Origin of the sequence: Streptomyces sp. NPDC007095 (genome assembly GCF_040634475.1) — a bacterium.
Lineage (GTDB): Bacteria > Actinomycetota > Actinomycetes > Streptomycetales > Streptomycetaceae > Streptomyces.
Map to the genome: position 1 here is coordinate 1 of NZ_JBEYFS010000159.1, position 16409 is coordinate 16409.

Annotated in this window: 13 protein-coding genes and 1 pseudogene; 9 read left to right on the forward strand and 5 right to left on the reverse strand. The window is 65.8% G+C overall.

Features of this window, described 5'->3' with window-relative positions; genetic code table 11:
* The 3 genes from ABZ656_RS39445 to ABZ656_RS39455 form a co-directional block, all read right to left on the reverse strand.
* Positions 1-273: helix-turn-helix domain-containing protein (locus ABZ656_RS39445; RefSeq protein WP_360274827.1), on the reverse strand; the 273-nt coding region annotated here is incomplete at its 3' end.
* Between the two features lie 172 nt (positions 274-445).
* Positions 446-646 carry a DUF397 domain-containing protein gene (locus tag ABZ656_RS39450; RefSeq protein WP_360274830.1) on the reverse strand — a complete coding sequence of 67 codons (201 nt, stop codon included), beginning with the start codon at positions 644-646 and terminating at the stop codon, positions 446-448.
* Positions 646-1491 (reverse strand): helix-turn-helix transcriptional regulator, encoded by an 846-nt coding sequence (locus ABZ656_RS39455; RefSeq protein WP_360274833.1) that lies wholly within the window; start codon positions 1489-1491, stop codon positions 646-648. The genes ABZ656_RS39450 and ABZ656_RS39455 overlap by 1 nt, the downstream gene beginning before the upstream one ends.
* Before the next feature lie 213 nt (positions 1492-1704).
* Here ABZ656_RS39455 and ABZ656_RS39460 point away from each other — a divergent pair, with 213 nt between their 5' ends.
* Positions 1705-2349, forward strand: a complete 645-nt coding sequence (locus ABZ656_RS39460) for an ATP-binding protein (protein WP_360274836.1) — start codon at positions 1705-1707, stop codon at positions 2347-2349.
* 21 nt (positions 2350-2370) lie between these two features.
* On the opposite strand, the gene ABZ656_RS39465 is transcribed toward ABZ656_RS39460, so the two are convergent.
* The gene (locus ABZ656_RS39465) at positions 2371-5532 is read right to left on the reverse strand and encodes a DUF3427 domain-containing protein (protein ID WP_360274839.1); all 3162 of its coding nucleotides are present in this window, start codon (positions 5530-5532) and stop codon (positions 2371-2373) included.
* A 249-nt stretch (positions 5533-5781) separates the two neighbouring features.
* On the opposite strand from ABZ656_RS39465, the gene ABZ656_RS39470 reads away from it, so the two are divergent.
* Complete coding sequence (locus ABZ656_RS39470) at positions 5782-7317, forward strand: ATP-binding protein (protein WP_360274842.1); 1536 nt, start codon at positions 5782-5784, stop codon at positions 7315-7317.
* Positions 7318-7330: 13 nt separating this feature from the next.
* Complete coding sequence (locus ABZ656_RS39475; protein WP_360274845.1) at positions 7331-10297, forward strand: Z1 domain-containing protein; 2967 nt, start codon at positions 7331-7333, stop codon at positions 10295-10297.
* Positions 10298-10476: 179 nt separating this feature from the next.
* Here the strand turns inward: ABZ656_RS39475 and ABZ656_RS39480 are convergent, their stop codons facing one another.
* Positions 10477-11496 (reverse strand): SEC-C metal-binding domain-containing protein, encoded by a 1020-nt coding sequence (locus ABZ656_RS39480; protein ID WP_360274848.1) that lies wholly within the window; start codon positions 11494-11496, stop codon positions 10477-10479.
* 188 nt (positions 11497-11684) lie between these two features.
* Here ABZ656_RS39480 and ABZ656_RS39485 point away from each other — a divergent pair, with 188 nt between their 5' ends.
* From ABZ656_RS39485 to ABZ656_RS39510, 6 genes and pseudogenes are all read left to right on the forward strand, one after another.
* Positions 11685-12536, forward strand: coding sequence for a class E sortase (locus ABZ656_RS39485; protein ID WP_360274851.1), 852 nt, complete (start codon positions 11685-11687; stop codon positions 12534-12536).
* Positions 12537-12652: 116 nt separating this feature from the next.
* Positions 12653-13750 carry an RNA-guided endonuclease TnpB family protein gene (locus ABZ656_RS39490; RefSeq protein ID WP_360274854.1) on the forward strand — a complete coding sequence of 366 codons (1098 nt, stop codon included), beginning with the start codon at positions 12653-12655 and terminating at the stop codon, positions 13748-13750.
* 60 nt (positions 13751-13810) lie between these two features.
* Positions 13811-14002: pseudogene (locus ABZ656_RS39495) on the forward strand (transcriptional regulator); the annotation flags it as partial.
* Positions 14003-14076: 74 nt separating this feature from the next.
* Complete coding sequence (locus ABZ656_RS39500) at positions 14077-14418, forward strand: DUF6412 domain-containing protein (RefSeq protein ID WP_360274857.1); 342 nt, start codon at positions 14077-14079, stop codon at positions 14416-14418.
* A 190-nt stretch (positions 14419-14608) separates the two neighbouring features.
* Entirely contained in the window at positions 14609-15316 is a 708-nt protein-coding gene (gene yidC / locus ABZ656_RS39505; protein ID WP_360274860.1) for a membrane protein insertase YidC, read from the forward strand.
* 125 nt (positions 15317-15441) lie between these two features.
* Complete coding sequence (locus ABZ656_RS39510) at positions 15442-16299, forward strand: fumarylacetoacetate hydrolase family protein (RefSeq protein WP_060898963.1); 858 nt, start codon at positions 15442-15444, stop codon at positions 16297-16299.
* Positions 16300-16409: the final 110 nt, after the last annotated feature.

Here is a 16409-nt window from a genome sequence, read left to right on the forward strand (position 1 = left end):
TGCCCGCCCCACCCGTCCCGCGATCGCCCGGAAGGAGTCGCCGGCGGCCAGACCCCGGGAGATCTCCTCCCGCTCCGCCAGCGACAGCACTCCGGCCGTTCGGGTCCTGGCCGCCGGGACGAAACCGCCGTTCGCCGCGACCACTCCGTGGATTGCCCCAGGCACGTTGCCCAGCGCACGCCCGATCTCGCTCAGCGACTGCCCGTCACGCCATCGCCGCCACACTTCACGCTTCTGCTCGTCCGACAACCCCGGACGCCCGATCCTCGCCACCCAGCAACACCTCCAGCAACCGTTCTACCTGGGATGTTGCACCAACCCATTGACCTCACCCCGCCTTCCTGAAGAAATCCGCGAACCTTCCGTGGCTGGCAGATTCGGGCCTTCGAAGGTGCTGGGGGGAGCTAGTCGCAGTCGCGTAGCGGTGGCCCAAGGCTGCCAATCGTTAGCTGCCCTGAACTTGTTGGCTTAGGTGGCGTATGAAGAGCTGCCAAGCCTGGGTTCGGACGGTGACTATCGGTCCGGTTCGATCCTTGGAGTCGCGGACGAGGGTGAGCTCGTTCGTGTACGCGCACTCGACGCATTCGGTGCCGCTACCGCCGCTGTAGGACGACTTGAACCAGTGGGGCGTCAGCGGTCCGGGCATCAGGACTCCTTGCTTATGCGGTGGACGAGCGCTGCGGATGAGTCGAGATCGAGTGCCTGAGCGCTCAGGTACTCGAACGCCAACCTATAGCGCCCCAGTTCCTGCGGCTTCTCCATGAAGAGCCCGCCGCCGAGGATGTCTACGTACACCACGTCCAACTCGGGCGAGGGGCCGCGCAAGACGACGAAGCTGCCGACTGCAGCGGCGTGAGCGCCTGTTGAGAAGGGGAGCACCTGCGCAGTGACGTGGGGCAGCTCCGACATAGTCAGAAGATGCTGAAGCTGCTCGTGTATGACCTTGCGTCCGCCGACACTGCGACGAAGCGCGGCCTCGTCGATCACGCACCAAATGTGCGGAGGTTCATCACGCTGAAGGAGTTCTTGTCGCTTCATGCGGATGTCGACCATGTGCTGCACCTCCCTCTCTGAACACTGCATCTCCGAGGCGCGGTGTACTGCCTCGGCGTAAGCGCGGGTCTGGAGGAGGCCGGGGATGTACATGCACGCGTAGTGGTCTTCGCGCACTACCTCGTCTTCAAGCGTGAGCATGAGATTCATGGACTCGGGGATGGGATCGGCGAGCGACCTCCACCAGCCTTGGATTTTGGCGCCCTTCGCGACTTCGACGAGTGCGAGGCGCTCTTCGTCGGACGTGCCGTACTCGCGGCACAGAGCGTCAACAGCAGGCCACTTCACTGATCCTTCCTTGGTCTCGTAGCGGCTAAGCGTCGCCTTAGAGATGCCTACGCGTGCGCCCGCCTCTTCCAGGGTCAAGCCCTTGTGTTCACGGAGACGGCGCAGATCGGCGCCAAGCTGGCGTCTGCGAGTGGTGGGCCCGACTGGCATATCCCACACCTTTCGTATTGATCTCCCAGATCGTGCTGCCTGCCCGAGCGTGCCAGCAAGACGGCGTGCGCCGGGGCGCGCGAAGCGTGGCTGTGCTCCTGGTCCCTCTCCTCAATCACGAGATGAGAGTTCCATTTTGAGAGTTCCAATGCAACTCTCAGTGTTGTGTCGATTGCAAAGCGCAACTCGGCGTGCGAGGAGAGGACTTGAGACATGGGCTGCGCGGGCTGTGTGTCGAGGAAGCCGTGGGACATCCCGTTCGTAGCGGAACCGAGGGAGGTGTCGGCTCTGCGTCGCATCATGCGGCTTCACCTTGGACTCTGGGGCCTGCACGAGATCGCTGAGGCAGCTCAACTGTGTGTCACCGAGCTGGTTTCCAATGTCATCACGCACGTGGGCGCCGGCACCCCGACCACGCTCGCTGTCTCCATGAACGGCACCTACTTGCGCATCGAGGTCCAGGACCCTGACACCCGTGCCCTGCCAACCCTCATCCAGGCGGGAGCCGACTCCGAAGGCGGGCGGGGCATGGCTCTCGTCGATGCCATCGCCGACCGCTGGGGTATCCAACTCCACCCCGACCGAAAGGTCACCTGGTGCGAGCTGTCCACCGGACTGACCTCGCCCAATGGTCACAGCGGGGGTGCGCGTGTGGCAAGAACAGGATCGATGCTCGGCTTCTACGGCGCAGCGAAGACACCTGGCCCTCAGGGTCCAAGCCCGCTGAGCGTGGCCGTAGCGCAGGAGGCGGCGATTGACGTCATCGCCGACCTCCTCCACTGGCTTCGCGTGCATGGCCTTGATGCCGATGAAGCCCTCGATCGAGCCCAGATGCGCTTCGAGTCGGAGGCGGAGTAGACAGGATGTGAGGAGTGAGGATCAACCAGCGGCAATGGCGGAGTACGTCCACACGTCCGCCGGGATGTCGTGCGCCAACTTCCATGCAATCGCCATCGGCTTGCTCCCCTTGTGCTCGACGTACTCAGCCGGGCCAAGCAGCATCCACGGTTGGGCTCCGCCGATGTCGGTGCTCCTGTAGCGGCGGACGAACAGTAGGACGTGGCTGCCTTCGGCTTTGTGGTGTTGGTAGCGCAGGCCCGTGGCGGATGTGGCCGAGGTCTGGTTCTGGGACTCCCAGTGGAAGAGGGTCTCGCTCAGCGCGTAGTCGTGGTAGCGGGTCTGGGGAGAGAAGTCCTTGTCGTCCTTGTCCAGAGTGATCATCAGGGCATCGGTCTTCGCGGACTCACACCACTTCACGCCCTCGCGGAAATCGCCCGGCATGAAGCCGCCGATATAGGACTGGCCGAGTGCGGGGAGGATCTCCTCTCTGCTGTAGGAGGCGTGGATCGTCAACGGGAGACCAGTTTGGCCGCCGATGCCAAGGAGTGGGATCGGGACGTGCTCGGTATGGGCGAGGTTGTACTCAAGCACCTGGCGAAGCTCGCTGCGTACGGCGTTCTGGTCTCGGAGCGTTGCGAAGCCAGTGTCGTAATCCTCGAATCCTTTGCGGGTGACGCCTCCGAGAGGCCAGAGCTGGAAGAAGAGCATCCGAGCGTAGGCCTGTCCCCGCTCGTCGAGTTCGCCGTACGAAGGGGCGTCATCCTCCAACATGCGGGTGTACGCATCGACGCGCAGAGGGTCGTCAACGTGGAGGAAGGCAGGCACGCGCTTAAGCAGAGCCGCTTCGCCCTCTGGAGGCTCGCCCTTGAGGAGTCCGGCACGCCGGAGCAGTCCCGTCCAGGAGTTGCCATTGCCGCGATACAGCTCCTTCAGCTCGCGGCCGCTCTCATACAGATAGGCGCTCAGCCGAGGCTCAGCGTAGGCCGCCACTTCACGGGCTAGAACGGTGACGTTGACGCCGATCTGATCCTTGATGTTGTCGATGACGGCCTTCTTGGCCTTCTCCTCAAGGATGATCTGGCAACCGGAGGGGAGTTGCGGGAAGTCATGCTCGATGTTGTCCAGGAGCCGTTTGCGGGTGAGGTTCGTCAGAGCCCGGAACTGGTTCTCGAAGCGGAACTCCTTGCGGTGCTGTCCGATGAAGTCGAGCACTGTGAGCACTGCTTTGTTCTCGCTCCGGCGAAGACCTCGGCCGAGTTGTTGGAGGAACAGGGTTGCACTGGAGGTAGGGCGCAAGAGGAGCAGGGTGTCTACGTCGGGGATGTCGAGTCCCTCATTGAAGAGGTCCACGGAGAAGATCACTTGCAGGGCGCCGGACTTGAGGTCAGCGAGGGCTTGCCTACGTTGTTCGGCCGGAGTCTCGCCGGAGAGCGCTAGGGCGTTCAGACCTGCGGAGCGGAAGTACTCGGCCATGAAGTGGGCATGCGCGACCGAGACGCAGAAGCCCAGCGCTCGCATGGCGCCAGGCTCGACGAGCTTCTCCTCTACAGCCTTCACGATGAGTCGCGCCCGCGCGTCATTGCCGGTCAGGACGTTGCTCAGGGCGGCGTCGTCATAGGCGCCGCGCTTCCACTCCACCGCACTCAAGTCGGTGTTGTCGCTGATTCCGAAGTAGTGGAAAGGGCTGAGGAGCTCGTTCTCCAGGGCCTCCCACAGGCGCATCTCGGCAGCGATGCGCCCGCCGAAGAACTCGTCCTGGATGTTCCTACCGTCCATGCGCTCGGGCGTCGCGGTCAGCCCCAGTAGCTCCATCGGCCGAAAGTGATCAACAATCTTTCGGTACGTCGGTGATGTGCCGTGGTGGAATTCATCGATTACGATCACGTCGAAGTGGCCGGCGTCGAGCTGATCCAGTGCCCTAGCGTTAAGCGACTGAACGCTGGCAAAGACGTGGGTCCAGCGCCCCGGGATCTCCCCACTGTGGAGTGGCTCGCCGAAGTTCGCGTCCACCAAGACGTCTTGGTAAGTCCGCATCGACTGTTGCAGAATTTCCTTGCGGTGGGCGACGAAAAGCAGGCGCAGATCCCGGCCGTATTTCTTGCACAGGTTCTTGTAGTCGAGCGCCGCCATTACCGTCTTGCCGGTCCCCGTTGCGGCAACTAGGAGATTCCGATGCCGGTCGTGTACCTCCCGCTCCACGTCCAGCCGCTCCAGCATGTCGCGCTGGTGCGGGTACGGGCGTACCTCCAGGCCGGACAGAGTGATCCTGCGGTCCGCGGCTGCGATGGATGATGTGCCGCCCGCAATGGCCAACGCCTCCTGGAGTCTGGTGCCGTCAGTGTCGGGGTCGTACGTCTCGAATGACGGGTCGTTCCAGTAGGCGTCGAAGGTCGCATCGAACTTCCGCAGTACGTCAGGCGTGGCGATGGACGACAGCCGGACGTTCCACTCCAAGCCGTCGAGCAATGCGGCCTTGGATAGGTTGGAGCTACCAACATAGGCAGTGTCGTATCCACTGTTGCGACGGAAGAGCCATGCCTTGGCGTGGAGACGTGTTGTCCGCGTTTCGTAGTTGACCTTGACTTCGGCGTTGAACTCCCTCACAAGTCTGTCCAGCGCCCGTCGCTCGGTCGCCCCGATGTAGGTCGTCGTAATGACACGTATGGGAACGCTTCGTTCGTGAGCCGCTCTGAGTGACTGCTCGATGATGCGTAGCCCGTGCCATTTAACGAAGGCACAGAGCAAGTCCACGCGGTCGGCTGTGGCGAGCTCTGCACGAAGCTCAAAGCCGAGGCTTGGATCGTCCGGGGAGTTGGTGATCAGAGCCGTATCGGACAGCGGGGTGGCTGGACGGACAGCGAAGACGCCGGGCGCCTCTTGTCTTGTCAGGGCGAGGAGTTGGCGAGGGCCTGCGGCCACGAGGTCCACCCACTCCCGTGCTCCGTCGAGGGTGCTGATGGACTCAAGGATGTGATTCGCGGCGTATACCCGCTCCTCGGTCGGCAGACCTTGCAGTACGCGCTTCACCGTCCCTGCGACATGGCGTGCCAGCACGTGAGGAACGGATTCGTCACCCACAGCGTCGCTGATCGGGCGCCAGCCTTGGCCATCAAGCTCCCTGAGCTGCTGCTCAAAGCGCAGCGTGATGAGCTGCTCGTACAAGCCTGCGACAGGTTGTGACAGATCCGTCGGCTCGGACACGCTGGCTCCCTTGATCGCTCAGACAGCTGTGTCATGTGTAACAGAGGCTGCTGACAGCGGGTGCAGAGGGGCCGATCCCCTCTGAGCCCCGCCAGCAGAGATTAGGGAACTATGCCCCACTGTTCAGGACCATCTACCCAGGCCAGGCGCGTTGAAGTACCGTCATGCTTATCTCTAGCCTCCTGGCCACCTCCTGGGCTCACACGGTCCGCCCAGCCCCGCGCGGCCCTGATAATCCATGTGAGATTCATGCCTTATGAGCCGGGTGCCGACTGGCAGTACGACGTCCCCACCAGCGGAAGCAAGCGGCTCCCGCCTGACTCCGGTTACGCCGAAGCTCTCCGGAACCAGGGGTACGGCTTCGAGGTCGCCGTCGCTGACCTCATTGACAACTCCCTTGATGCGGACGCCAGTCAAGTCGTCGTGCACTTCCTCCGCGACGATGACCGGCTACTCAGCCTGCTCATCGTCGATAACGGCTGGGGCATGAACGACCCGGGCCTCGACGCCGCCATGACCGTCGGCCGTCGCCGCGAGTACGGCAGCCACGCCCTCGGCATGTACGGAACCGGCCTCAAAGCTGCGTCGCTCTCGCACGCCGATGCCCTCACCGTCGTCAGTAGGACCAAGACCAGCCGCGCCGCTGGACGCCAGCTGACCTCCACCTCCCTCGCGGACGGCTACCGCTGTGACACCGTCACCCCGGACTACGCCCAGACCCTCCTCGACCGCTACGACGGGATCATCGAATGGCAGGGCACAGTCGTGCGCTGGGACCGGGTCAGGACCTTCGAGACCGTGGAGGTCAGCCAGACCGACCGCTTCCTCTCCGAGGCAATCCAGAAGCTGGAAACGCACCTCGGCCTCTACCTGCACCGCTTCCTGGACCGCGGGGATGTGCGGATCGATATCGCTGTGGAGAACGTGCGCACCCGTGAACTGCTCGATAGCATCGAGGTCGAGCCTCTCGACCCATTCAATTACAAGGTTCCGGGCAAGGCGGGCTATCCCTGTACCTTCACCGCACCGGTTGAGGGCGTCGGCGATATGGAGTTGACCGCCCATATCTGGCCCCCCAAGTCGCCGCGCGCCGAGTACAAGCTCATCGGCCCGCTCGCCGAGCGTCAGGGCTTCTACTTCTACCGCAATGACCGCCTGGTCCAGGCCGGCGGCTGGAACGGCCAGCGGGGCGCGGCCGAGGGGCATCTCAATCTCGCCCGTATCGCAGTTGATCTCCCCTCTCACCCCAATCAAGTCTTCAGCCTCACCGTGAAGAAGGAGGGGATCAACGCAACTCAGGCCTTTGCGCGAGGAGTTGAGAAGGCCGTGGACGTTCACGGCCGTACCTTCCGTACGTATCTCGAAAACGCAGAGGCCGTATACCGCGAGGGATCCTCCCGCGCCGAGGTCAAGCGCAAGGCGGTCATCCCGCCCGGCAAGGGCCTCTCCCCGAAGGTCAAGCGCGTCATCCAGGAAGAACTGCCGGAGAAGCCCGGCGAGGACCCGATCGACATCGCCTGGGTCGCACTCCCGGAAGACCGCTTCTTCGACCTCGACCGTGAGAAGCGTGTCATCCAGCTCAACAAGAGCCACCGCGACACCTTCAACATGGGCCAGCGCGGCGGCTCCAATGACGCCCCGGTCGCCAAGACCCTGCTCTATCTCATGCTGGAGGAGCTGTTCGGCTTCACCCGCTGGGAGAAGAAGCGCAGCGACCAGATCGACTACTGGAACGCCATCCTGCTCGCTGCCGTAAGCGCCCAGCGCGAACGCTTCACCCACTGAAGGACAGCATCCTGTGACCGACGCACTGCTGGAAATCCACACCGCTGTCCTCGGCGGAATGACCCGCGGTCCCAAACCCTTCGCGAAGCGGGCGGAGACCGAGGCGGAGGACTTTCCCTGCGCTGACCTCGCGGACGACACCTTCAGCCAGCGCCTGACGGATGAGTCGGATGCCCTGACCGTCCTGTGGGAGCGCAAGCTCACCTCCTGGGACTTCGAAGAGCGGGCCGCCTGGGCCACCGCACCTCCCCGAACCGACGAACGCCGCGCGGAGATATACGGCCACCTCGGCTTCGAAAACGGCGTACGCAAGGCCCTGACCAACGCCGTCGTGGTCTCCAAGAAGCCCGGCCACACCACCATCACCGCGGAGTTCACCCCCTGGTACACCAGGGAACGCGCCGAAGCGCGGGCCTTCTACTGGCCTGCGTACGAGAAGCGACTGCGCGCCAAGGGCTGGAGCAGCGGGGCGATCGCCGGCCTCGACGAAGCCAGCCGCGCGGTCGTCGAGCGCCTCACCGACCCCGAGCAAGTTTCCCGCCGCCAGGCACGCGGCCTGGTCGTCGGCTATGTCCAGTCCGGCAAGACCGCGAACTTCACCGGTGTCACCGCCAAGGCCATCGACTCCGGCTACCGCTTGGTCATCATTCTCGGCGGCACCTTGAACCTCCTGCGCAAGCAGACCCAGCGCCGCCTCGACATGGAGCTGATCGGCCAGGAGAACATCTTGCGCGGTGCCGACCCCGAGGATCTCGACTCGCTGGTCGGCATCGACTACATCGGTGACGACGAGGAGTGGCCGCAGTTTGTCTCCCACGGCGGACGCCCCTCCGCCCTGAGCGCCTTCGATATCGAGCGTCTCACCACCCGCGACCGGGACTACCAGAGCCTCCTCCAGGGCATCCGCGGCATCGAGTTCGAGAAGCGCGAGCGCGGCCTGCCGCTGTACGACCCGCGCAACCTCCACCACGCGGACGCCCGCGTTATGGTCGTCAAGAAGAATAAGTCAGTCCTCGACAAACTCATTAAGGACCTCAAGCAGATCCAGGGCCTGCTCGGCGAACTCCCTGCCCTGATCATCGACGACGAGTCCGACCAGGCGTCCGTCAACACCACCGACCCGAAGAAATGGGAATCAGACCGTCCCAAGCGCACCGCGATCAACTCTCGCATCGCCCAGCTGCTGACGTTGCTCCCGCGCTCCCAGTACGTCGGCTACACCGCGACCCCATTCGCGAATGTCTTCATCGACCCGAGCGACAGCGAAGACATCTTCCCCAGGGATTTCCTGATCTCGCTCCCCCGCCCCGAGGGCTACATGGGCGTCCAGGACTTCCACGACCTGGACTCCCTCATCCCGTACGACGAGCGTACGTACGCCAACTCTCGCGCCAAGTCCCACGTCCGCGGCATCTACTCCCCGGATGAGATCGACGACAAGTCCATGCAAGAGGCCATGGACAGCTTCGTCCTCACCGGCGCGATGAAGCTCTACCGCGCGGCCCGCGGCGTCGGTGACGGCCCATACCGGCACCACACCATGCTGGTCCACGAGTCGGTCCGCAAAGACGACCACGCCGAACTCGCCTTGCGCCTCAACACCATGTGGCACCAGGCCGGCTACGTCACCAACTCCACCGGCCACGACCGCCTAGCCGACCTCTTCCGGCGCGACATCCGCCCGGTCTCCCAGGCCCGCGCCGCCGACCTACCGGCTCCCGCCTCGTACGACGAACTCCGCCCGTACATTAGCCAGGCCTGCAGCCGTATCCGCAAGGGGGGCAATCCGGTCGTCATCGTGAACGGTGACAGCGACAAGTATTTCGACCAGCTCGACCTCGACTTCGACCGCCAGCCCCACGTCTGGAAGATCCTCGTCGGCGGCACCAAACTCTCCCGCGGCTTCACCGTCGAAGGCCTGACGGTCACCTATTACCGCCGCACGACCCAGCAGGCCGACACCCTCATGCAAATGGGGCGCTGGTTCGGCTTCCGCCCCGGCTACCAGGACCTGGTCCGCCTCTACATCAGCCGCGCGGAGAAACTCACCAAGGCAAGCAAGTCCACGGTCGACCTCTACGAGGCATTCGAGGCCATCTGCCTCGACGAGGAAACCTTCCGCGATCAGCTCGCCCAGTACGCCGAACTCGTCGATGGCAAGCCGCTGGTCACTCCCCGTGAGATCCCTCCGCTGGTGTCCCAGCACCTGCCCTGGCTCAAGCCCAGCAGTCGCACGAAGATGTATAACGCCCAGGTCGAAGAGATAGCCGGTCCGGGGCAGATCATCGAGCCGACTGCCCACCCGCTCAGCCATGTTGATCTGGCCCACAACACCGAACAGTGGCTTCCTCTTCTCGAGCGCCTCTCAACGACTCCCGATACCTTCACCACCCACGACGAGGCCTACGGTAAGGACTACCACCTCACCGCACTCACAGCATCGGTCTCTCATGCTGAGCTCATGGGGGTGCTGGAGAAACTTCGCTGGTGGAACGCCGCCCCCTTCCTCCCTCACCTGCGCTTCCTCCGCGAGATCGCCAAGAGCTCGCACCTGATCGACGACTGGCTATTGATCACCCCCCACTACGCGACCGGCCGCGGCGTATCAGCGAGTGTGCGCGGATCAGTTCCTCTGGCTCTCTCGAAGCGCGAGCGCCGTCGTGTCCAGATCTTCGGCTACATCAGCGACCGCAAGCACCGCGCAACGGCCCGACGCATAGCCCGCGCCACACCACCGACTTCGGACCCTGTGACGGAACGGTTCTCCCGAGACCGACGCGGAGCGATACTCCTCTACCCAGTCATCGAGGATGATCCTTCGACTGTCGTGCGGAACGGAGAGGTGGATCCGGGGAAGGTCGCCATGGTCTTCTCCCTGGTGGCACCCGCCTCCACCGCAGCGGCTGGACGCCCCCCGATCAGTTTCAGCGCCATCGACAAGAGCCGGTCCGACTCCCCCATCGTTGACACAAGCGGCTGAACTTGTGGGGCTGGGAGTGTCATGAATCAGGTTTGCGCCATGAGGCGCTGTGATTTGAGCGGGGGTGAAAGGCTGCCGCCTTCGGCCTGTCGTAGCAGGTCGGTGTTGCTGAGGGCAGCCTGATCCGGGTGGTGTCGTTGTCAGGGCAGGAGTAGCTCTGACAACGACGGGACGTTTCGTTACTCGGCGGTGGTTCCGTGGCACTCCCCATAAACCCGCTCCGACCCGCACCAGCACTCGACCCCCCGCTGCGGCGGCCAAGCCACCGCCAGACCCCTGGCCGCCAGCGTCGTCGCGTACTGCGGCAGCAGCGTCGCGTCCGACGGGGACGAGGCCTCCGACGCGGCGAAAGCCTCGTACGACGGGACCGTGCCCGTCACGATGCCGAGGTTCGGGGTGCCGGAAGTCGCCAGTTCCCGTAGCGAGGCCTCTATGGTCGCGAGGTGTTCCCCGTGGGACGGGTACTCCGAGGAGAGGGTGGGGTACGCCGTCAGGAGTTCGGTCAGTTCGGTGGTCGGCCAGTGGAGGATCGCCACCGGGAACGGGCGGGACAGTGCCTCCCTGAACGTGCCCAGCTCCGCCCTCAGACGGGAGATTTCCGCCTGGAGTTCGGCGGGGTTGTCCGAGCCGAGGGACCAGACGCGTTTCGGGTCGTGGAGTTCGTCCAGGGAGACTGGGGACGAGTGGAGGGTGTCGGCCAGGGTGTCCCAGTTGTCGTGCGCCGCGCCCAGCATGCGGCGGACTCGGTGGCGGCCGAAGAGGAGCGGGTGGGTGGAGTACGGGGGCTCCGACGTCTCCGTGAGGAGGAGCTGCGCGGCCTGGGTGAACGTCTCCTGCGCCGCTTCCAGCTCGTCGTGGGACTCCAGGGCCTCGGCCACGATCACCCAGGGGGCCGGGTCCCGGGGCGACGCGGCGCGGATGCCGTCGATGATCGCCCGGGCCTCGGCCTCGTGGCCGTACTCCCACAGGTTCGACGCCTTGAGGGCGCGGACCAGATGGGGGTGCTCCAGGGGCGTCGAGGACGCCAGCAGGCGGTCGTAGAGCGCGGTGGCTCCGGGGCGGTCGCCGGCCAGTTCGAGGTGGGCCGCGGCCTGCACGAGCAGGTGTTCGGCGTCCTCGGGGTAGAGGCCTGCGGTCCGCTCCAGGCGCGCTGCTTCGGCGTTGTGGTCGACGTGCTCGGCAGACGTGTCGGGGCGCATGGGGGACACCGTACTGCCGATGCCGTACGAGGGAGAGATACCTGCAGGCCAGAGGGCGGCATCTCTTCGTTGCCCTTGGGGGCCGCAGAACGGGTCGGGCGGTCATGGGGCTGGTGAGTTCGGGGCGCAGCCCTTATCTTGCGGGCCCGGTCGGGGAGGCGGGGCGGTCAAGGAGGCGAGGCATCGGTATGTGGGCTCCCGGCATCGTGCGGCGCGGCCTCGGGGCTCCCGGCGTCGTGGATCACGGCACTCGGCGGCGGCGGGCCGCGTACCGGCGGGTGGTGTGGGGCGGGGGCGAGGTTCTCGTCACCGTCGGCCTTCTTCTCCTGCTTCTCGTCGTGCACCAGCTCTGGTGGACCAATCGGCAGGCCAGGGAGGGCGCGGAGAGGAAGGTGCAGGCGTTGGAGAAGGGGTGGGGGAGCGGGGAGGGGAAGGGGGAGAGGCAGGGTGCGGGGCTGTCGGGTGCGGGGAGTGGTTCGGGTGCCCCGGCCGGTGGTGGTGCGTCCTCCGGTGGTGGCTCCGGGGCGTCGGGTGGGGGCGGCTCCGGGGCGTCCACCGGGAGTGGGCGGGCTCAGGGAACGCCCAGGTCGTCCCAGGCGTACGCCGTTCTCTCCATTCCCCGGCTCGGTCTTCGTGTGCCCGTCGCGGAGGGGGTCAGCAAGCGGGATGTCCTCAACAAGGGGTACGTCGGGCACTACCCGCACACCCAGCAGGCCGGACAGGCCGGGAACTTCGCGCTCGCGGGGCATCGGAACACTCATGGGGAGCCGTTCCGGTACATCAACCGGCTGCGGTGGGGGGACGAGATCGATGTCGAGACGGCGGCAGGGCGCTACGTCTACGTCGTCGACAAGACGCTTGCGCAGACCTCCGCGAATGACGGAGGGGTCATTCGGGAAGTGCCGCGCAGTACCGTTCGGCCCGCCTACGGGTACAGCGCGCCGGGGTACTACATCACCCTCACCACCTGCACGCCCGAGTACACCTCCCGGTATCGGCTCGTGGTGTGGGGAAAGTTGACCTCCATGCGCCCGCGGTGACCACGGTCACCGGTCCGCCCGGGGAACGGACCTGCCGAAGGAACGGTCCCGCCCGGGAGACGTCGGACCCGGTCCCGAAGGGCCAGCACGCTCGCGCCCGCGTCAGATGAGCATCCGTGAACACCGCGTTCCCTACGGCCGGTGAGCTGTCCAAGAAACTGATCACCAGGGCTAGGCAGACGGTGGAGCGGTGCTGGCTGGGAGAGGTCTCCGTCGTGGTGCTCCAGCAGGCTCTGCGCGACGCCGAGGCCGCTTACCGTAACTTCTTCGCCTCCCTCAAAGGGGCCCGTAAGGGCACGCGGGTGGGTGCGCCCCGGTTCAAGTTCCGCAAGGACAACCGGCAGTCGATCCGGTTCACCGCCAATGCCCGCTGGTCGATCACCGGTAGCAGGCGGCTGAACCTGCCGAAGATCGGTGCGGTGAAGGTGAAGTGGTCCAGGGCCCTGCCCACTGCCCCCTCCTCCGTCACCGTGATCAAGGACGCGGCCGGACGGTACTTCGCGTCCTTCGTCATCGGCACGGACCCGGCCGCCGACGCCCACCGGATACCCGACAGCGACCAGGCGGTCGGTATCGACCTGGGCCTGACGCATTTCGCGGTCCTCTCGGACGGCCGTGTGATCAACTCCCCGCGGTTTCTGCGCCGTGCGGAGAAGAAGCTGAAGAAGGCCCAGCGAGACCTGTCCCGTAAGCAGAAGGGATCCAAGAACCGGGAGAAGGCCCGCCTGAAGGTCGCCCGCGCCCACGCGAAGGTGGCCGACGCGCGCCGCGAGTTCCACCACCAGTTCTCCACGAAGCTGATCCGCGAGAACCAAGCGATCGGTGTGGAGGATTTGGCGGTCAGGGGACTGGCGCGCACCAGGCTGGCCAAGAGCGTGCATGACGCGGGCTGGGCACAGTTCGTGCACATGCTGGAGTACAAGGCGGTCAGGTACGGGCGCACCCTGGTGAAGATCGGCAGGTTCGAGCCGACCTCCCAGACCTGTTCCACCTGCGGCATCAAGGACGGTCCCAAACCCCTGAACATCAGGGAGTGGGCCTGCCCCGCGTGCGGCACGGTCCATGACCGGGACCACAATGCCGCGAAGAACGTGAAGACGGCCGCCAAACTGGCGGTCGCAGCCTGTGGAGCGCAGGTAAGACCAGGACTCGTCCCGGCACAGCGCGACGAAGCAGGAAGCCACGGATTCTCCCCCGAACCCCGTGCCGCCTAGCGGCACAGCAACGGACGAGAAGGCCAGAATCCTCGGGCTTCAGCCCAAGGAGCAAGTCGATTCCGGCACGCGACCTGCGGTACGGAGCTCGGCCCGTACGGCGAATGTGCCGCGTGTGGAACCGTCGTACCCGTTTCGGACGTCGAAATGGTGCCGGGACCCGGACTCGATCCGGACCCGGCGGATCCGGTCAGCCGGGCGCTGCTCAAGCCGAAGCGGTTGCTGGAGCCGATCGACACCGGTCACGCATAACCGACACCGGTCACGCGGAAGCGGGTACGGGGGACGTGAGCCCGCGTACGAGAGGGCGAGAGGAGGGGTGGTCCGTGGTCCGGAGCTCGGCGAACGAACGCCCTGTCGCCCTCCTGAACGTACGCCCTGTCGCCCTTCTGCTCGTGCTGCTCCTCGAACTCGCCGTGCTGGACGCCGGCAGCCTTCCGGCAGCCGTCGTCGTCGCGTTCACCGCGACCGCCGCGGCCGGGGCCGCGCTCGCCGTCTGCGCCCTCGTCGGCTCGCGCCGCGCGTCCGCCGTCCCGCGTACACGGGTTCGTACGGCGATCCGCGACCGTGAGCGCCGTACGGCGTTCCTGCCTCAACGTGATCCCGACGCCTCGGGGCGTCCGCGTCCCCGAGCGCCCGGGCGGGCCCTCCTGACGGCCGCCGCGTAGGGATCACAACAGGAACTCGCCAGTCGTACAACCCCTGACTGGCCACCCCTGTCTGCGTACCCCGCGCGGGTCGTCATGCCGACGCGTCACTTCTCATTCCGGCACGACGAGACCCCCGGAGCGCTCACCCATGTCCGCCTTCATGTCCGCTTCCATGTCCGCCTCCACGTCAGCTTTCACGCCCACACCCATGTCCGCCTTCGCCGGACTGGTCGAGCGGCTCGCCGATCTGCTCGAACCGCTGTTCCACGCTTCCGCGGCCGCCGCCGCGATCGTCCTGTTCACCGCGCTCGTACGACTGCTCGTGCATCCCCTGTCCCGGGCGGCGGCGCGTGGACAGCGGGCGCGTGCCGCGTTGCAGCCGAGGATCGCCGAGCTGCGCAAGAAGCATCGGAAGGATCCCGAGAGGTTGCGGAAGGCGGTGCTGGAACTGCACGAGAAGGAGAAGGTGTCGCCGCTGTCCGGGATTCTGCCCGGGCTTCTTCAGCTGCCGGCCTTCTTTCTCCTGTACCACCTGTTCTCCAGCTCCACCGTCGGCGGTGAGGCGAATGAGCTGCTGGGCCACCAGCTGTTCGCCGCGCCGCTCGGCGACCGGTGGGTCGACGCGCTCGGGGGCGGTGGAGTGTTCGGTGCCGCCGGGCTCGTCTACCTCGGTCTGTTCGTGGTGGTCGGCGCGGTGGCTACCTTCAACTACCGGCGTACGAAGCGGACGATGGCCGCCTCGGCGCCCGCGGCCGGCGGGGCGGAAGTGCCCGGCCTGGGTGCGGTGAGCGCGTTTGCGCCGTTCCTGTCCTTCTTCACGCTGATCACCGTGGCGGTGGTGCCGTTGGCCGCCGCGTTGTACGTGGTGACCAGTACGGCCTGGAGTGCCGTGGAGCGAGTGGTCCTGTATCCCTGAGGGCGTGGTGGCGGTCCAGTCCGTGAACGGGGTATTGCGGAGTGGACGTGCAGCTTGGAGGATCGACCAGTCCTCCGATGGCTGCACCCATCGGTGGCTGCCCGCGATCGAGGGAGATTGTGATCATGAAGCTGCTGCGAGTCGGTACGGCGGGATCGGAGCGGCCCGCGCTGCTCGATGCCGAAGGGATTCTCCGGGATCTGTCGGGTGTCGTGCCGGACATCGACGGGGCGCTGCTCGCCGACGACGCGGCGCTCGGGCGGGTCCGTGCGGCCGCGGAGTCGGGGGAACTGCCCGTGCTGGACGCGGACGGGCTGCGCGTCGGGCCGCCGCTCGCCCGGATCGGCAAGATCGTCTGCATTGGGCTCAACTACCACGATCACGCTCGCGAGACCGGGGCCGAGCCGCCTGCCGAGCCGGTGATCTTCTTCAAGGCGGCGGACACGGTGGTCGGGCCGGACGACACCGTGCTCGTGCCGCGCGGGTCGGTCAAGACCGACTGGGAGGTCGAACTCGCGGTCGTCATCGGGCGTACCGCCCGCTATCTGGAGTCGCACGAGGAGGCGCTCGCGCGTGTCGCCGGGTACGCGGTGGCGCACGACGTCTCCGAGCGGGAGTTCCAGATCGAGCGCGGGGGGACGTGGGACAAGGGGAAGAACTGCGAGACGTTCAATCCGCTGGGGCCGTGGCTGGTGACGGCGGACGAGGTTTCCGACCCGCAGGACCTTTCGCTGAAGCTGTGGGTGAACGGTGAGCTGAAGCAGGACGGGACCACGGCCGAGCAGATCTTTTCGGTGGCGGAAGTGGTCCGGTACGTCAGTCAGTTCATGACGCTCTATCCCGGGGACGTCATCAATACGGGGACGCCGGCGGGGGTTGCCTTGGGGCAGCCGGAGCCGAAGCCGTATCTGCGGGCCGGGGATGTGGTGGAGTTGGAGATCGGGGGGTTGGGCAGGCAGCGCCAGGAGTTCAAACCCGCGTAGGCACTCCGTTGGGTTTGACGGGGGGTGCGGGTGGGTTTGGGGTGCGTTGTCGGGTGCCGTTTCGTTGTGGCTGGTCGCGCAGTTTCCCGTGCCCGTGAAGACGTGACGTC

What these genes read in the sequence shown, in the direction of transcription:
- ABZ656_RS39480 (WP_360274848.1), bottom strand. Translation starts at nt 11,496, where the DNA reads ATGCGCCCCGACACGTCTGCCGAGCACGTCGACCACAACGCCGAAGCA.
- ABZ656_RS39460 (WP_360274836.1), top strand. Translation starts at nt 1,705, where the DNA reads ATGGGCTGCGCGGGCTGTGTGTCGAGGAAGCCGTGGGACATCCCGTTC.
- ABZ656_RS39455 (WP_360274833.1), bottom strand. Translation starts at nt 1,491, where the DNA reads ATGCCAGTCGGGCCCACCACTCGCAGACGCCAGCTTGGCGCCGATCTG.
- ABZ656_RS39510 (WP_060898963.1), top strand. Translation starts at nt 15,442, where the DNA reads ATGAAGCTGCTGCGAGTCGGTACGGCGGGATCGGAGCGGCCCGCGCTG.
- ABZ656_RS39485 (WP_360274851.1), top strand. Translation starts at nt 11,685, where the DNA reads ATGTGGGCTCCCGGCATCGTGCGGCGCGGCCTCGGGGCTCCCGGCGTC.
- yidC (WP_360274860.1), top strand. Translation starts at nt 14,609, where the DNA reads ATGTCCGCCTTCGCCGGACTGGTCGAGCGGCTCGCCGATCTGCTCGAA.
- ABZ656_RS39450 (WP_360274830.1), bottom strand. Translation starts at nt 646, where the DNA reads ATGCCCGGACCGCTGACGCCCCACTGGTTCAAGTCGTCCTACAGCGGC.
- ABZ656_RS39470 (WP_360274842.1), top strand. Translation starts at nt 5,782, where the DNA reads ATGCCTTATGAGCCGGGTGCCGACTGGCAGTACGACGTCCCCACCAGC.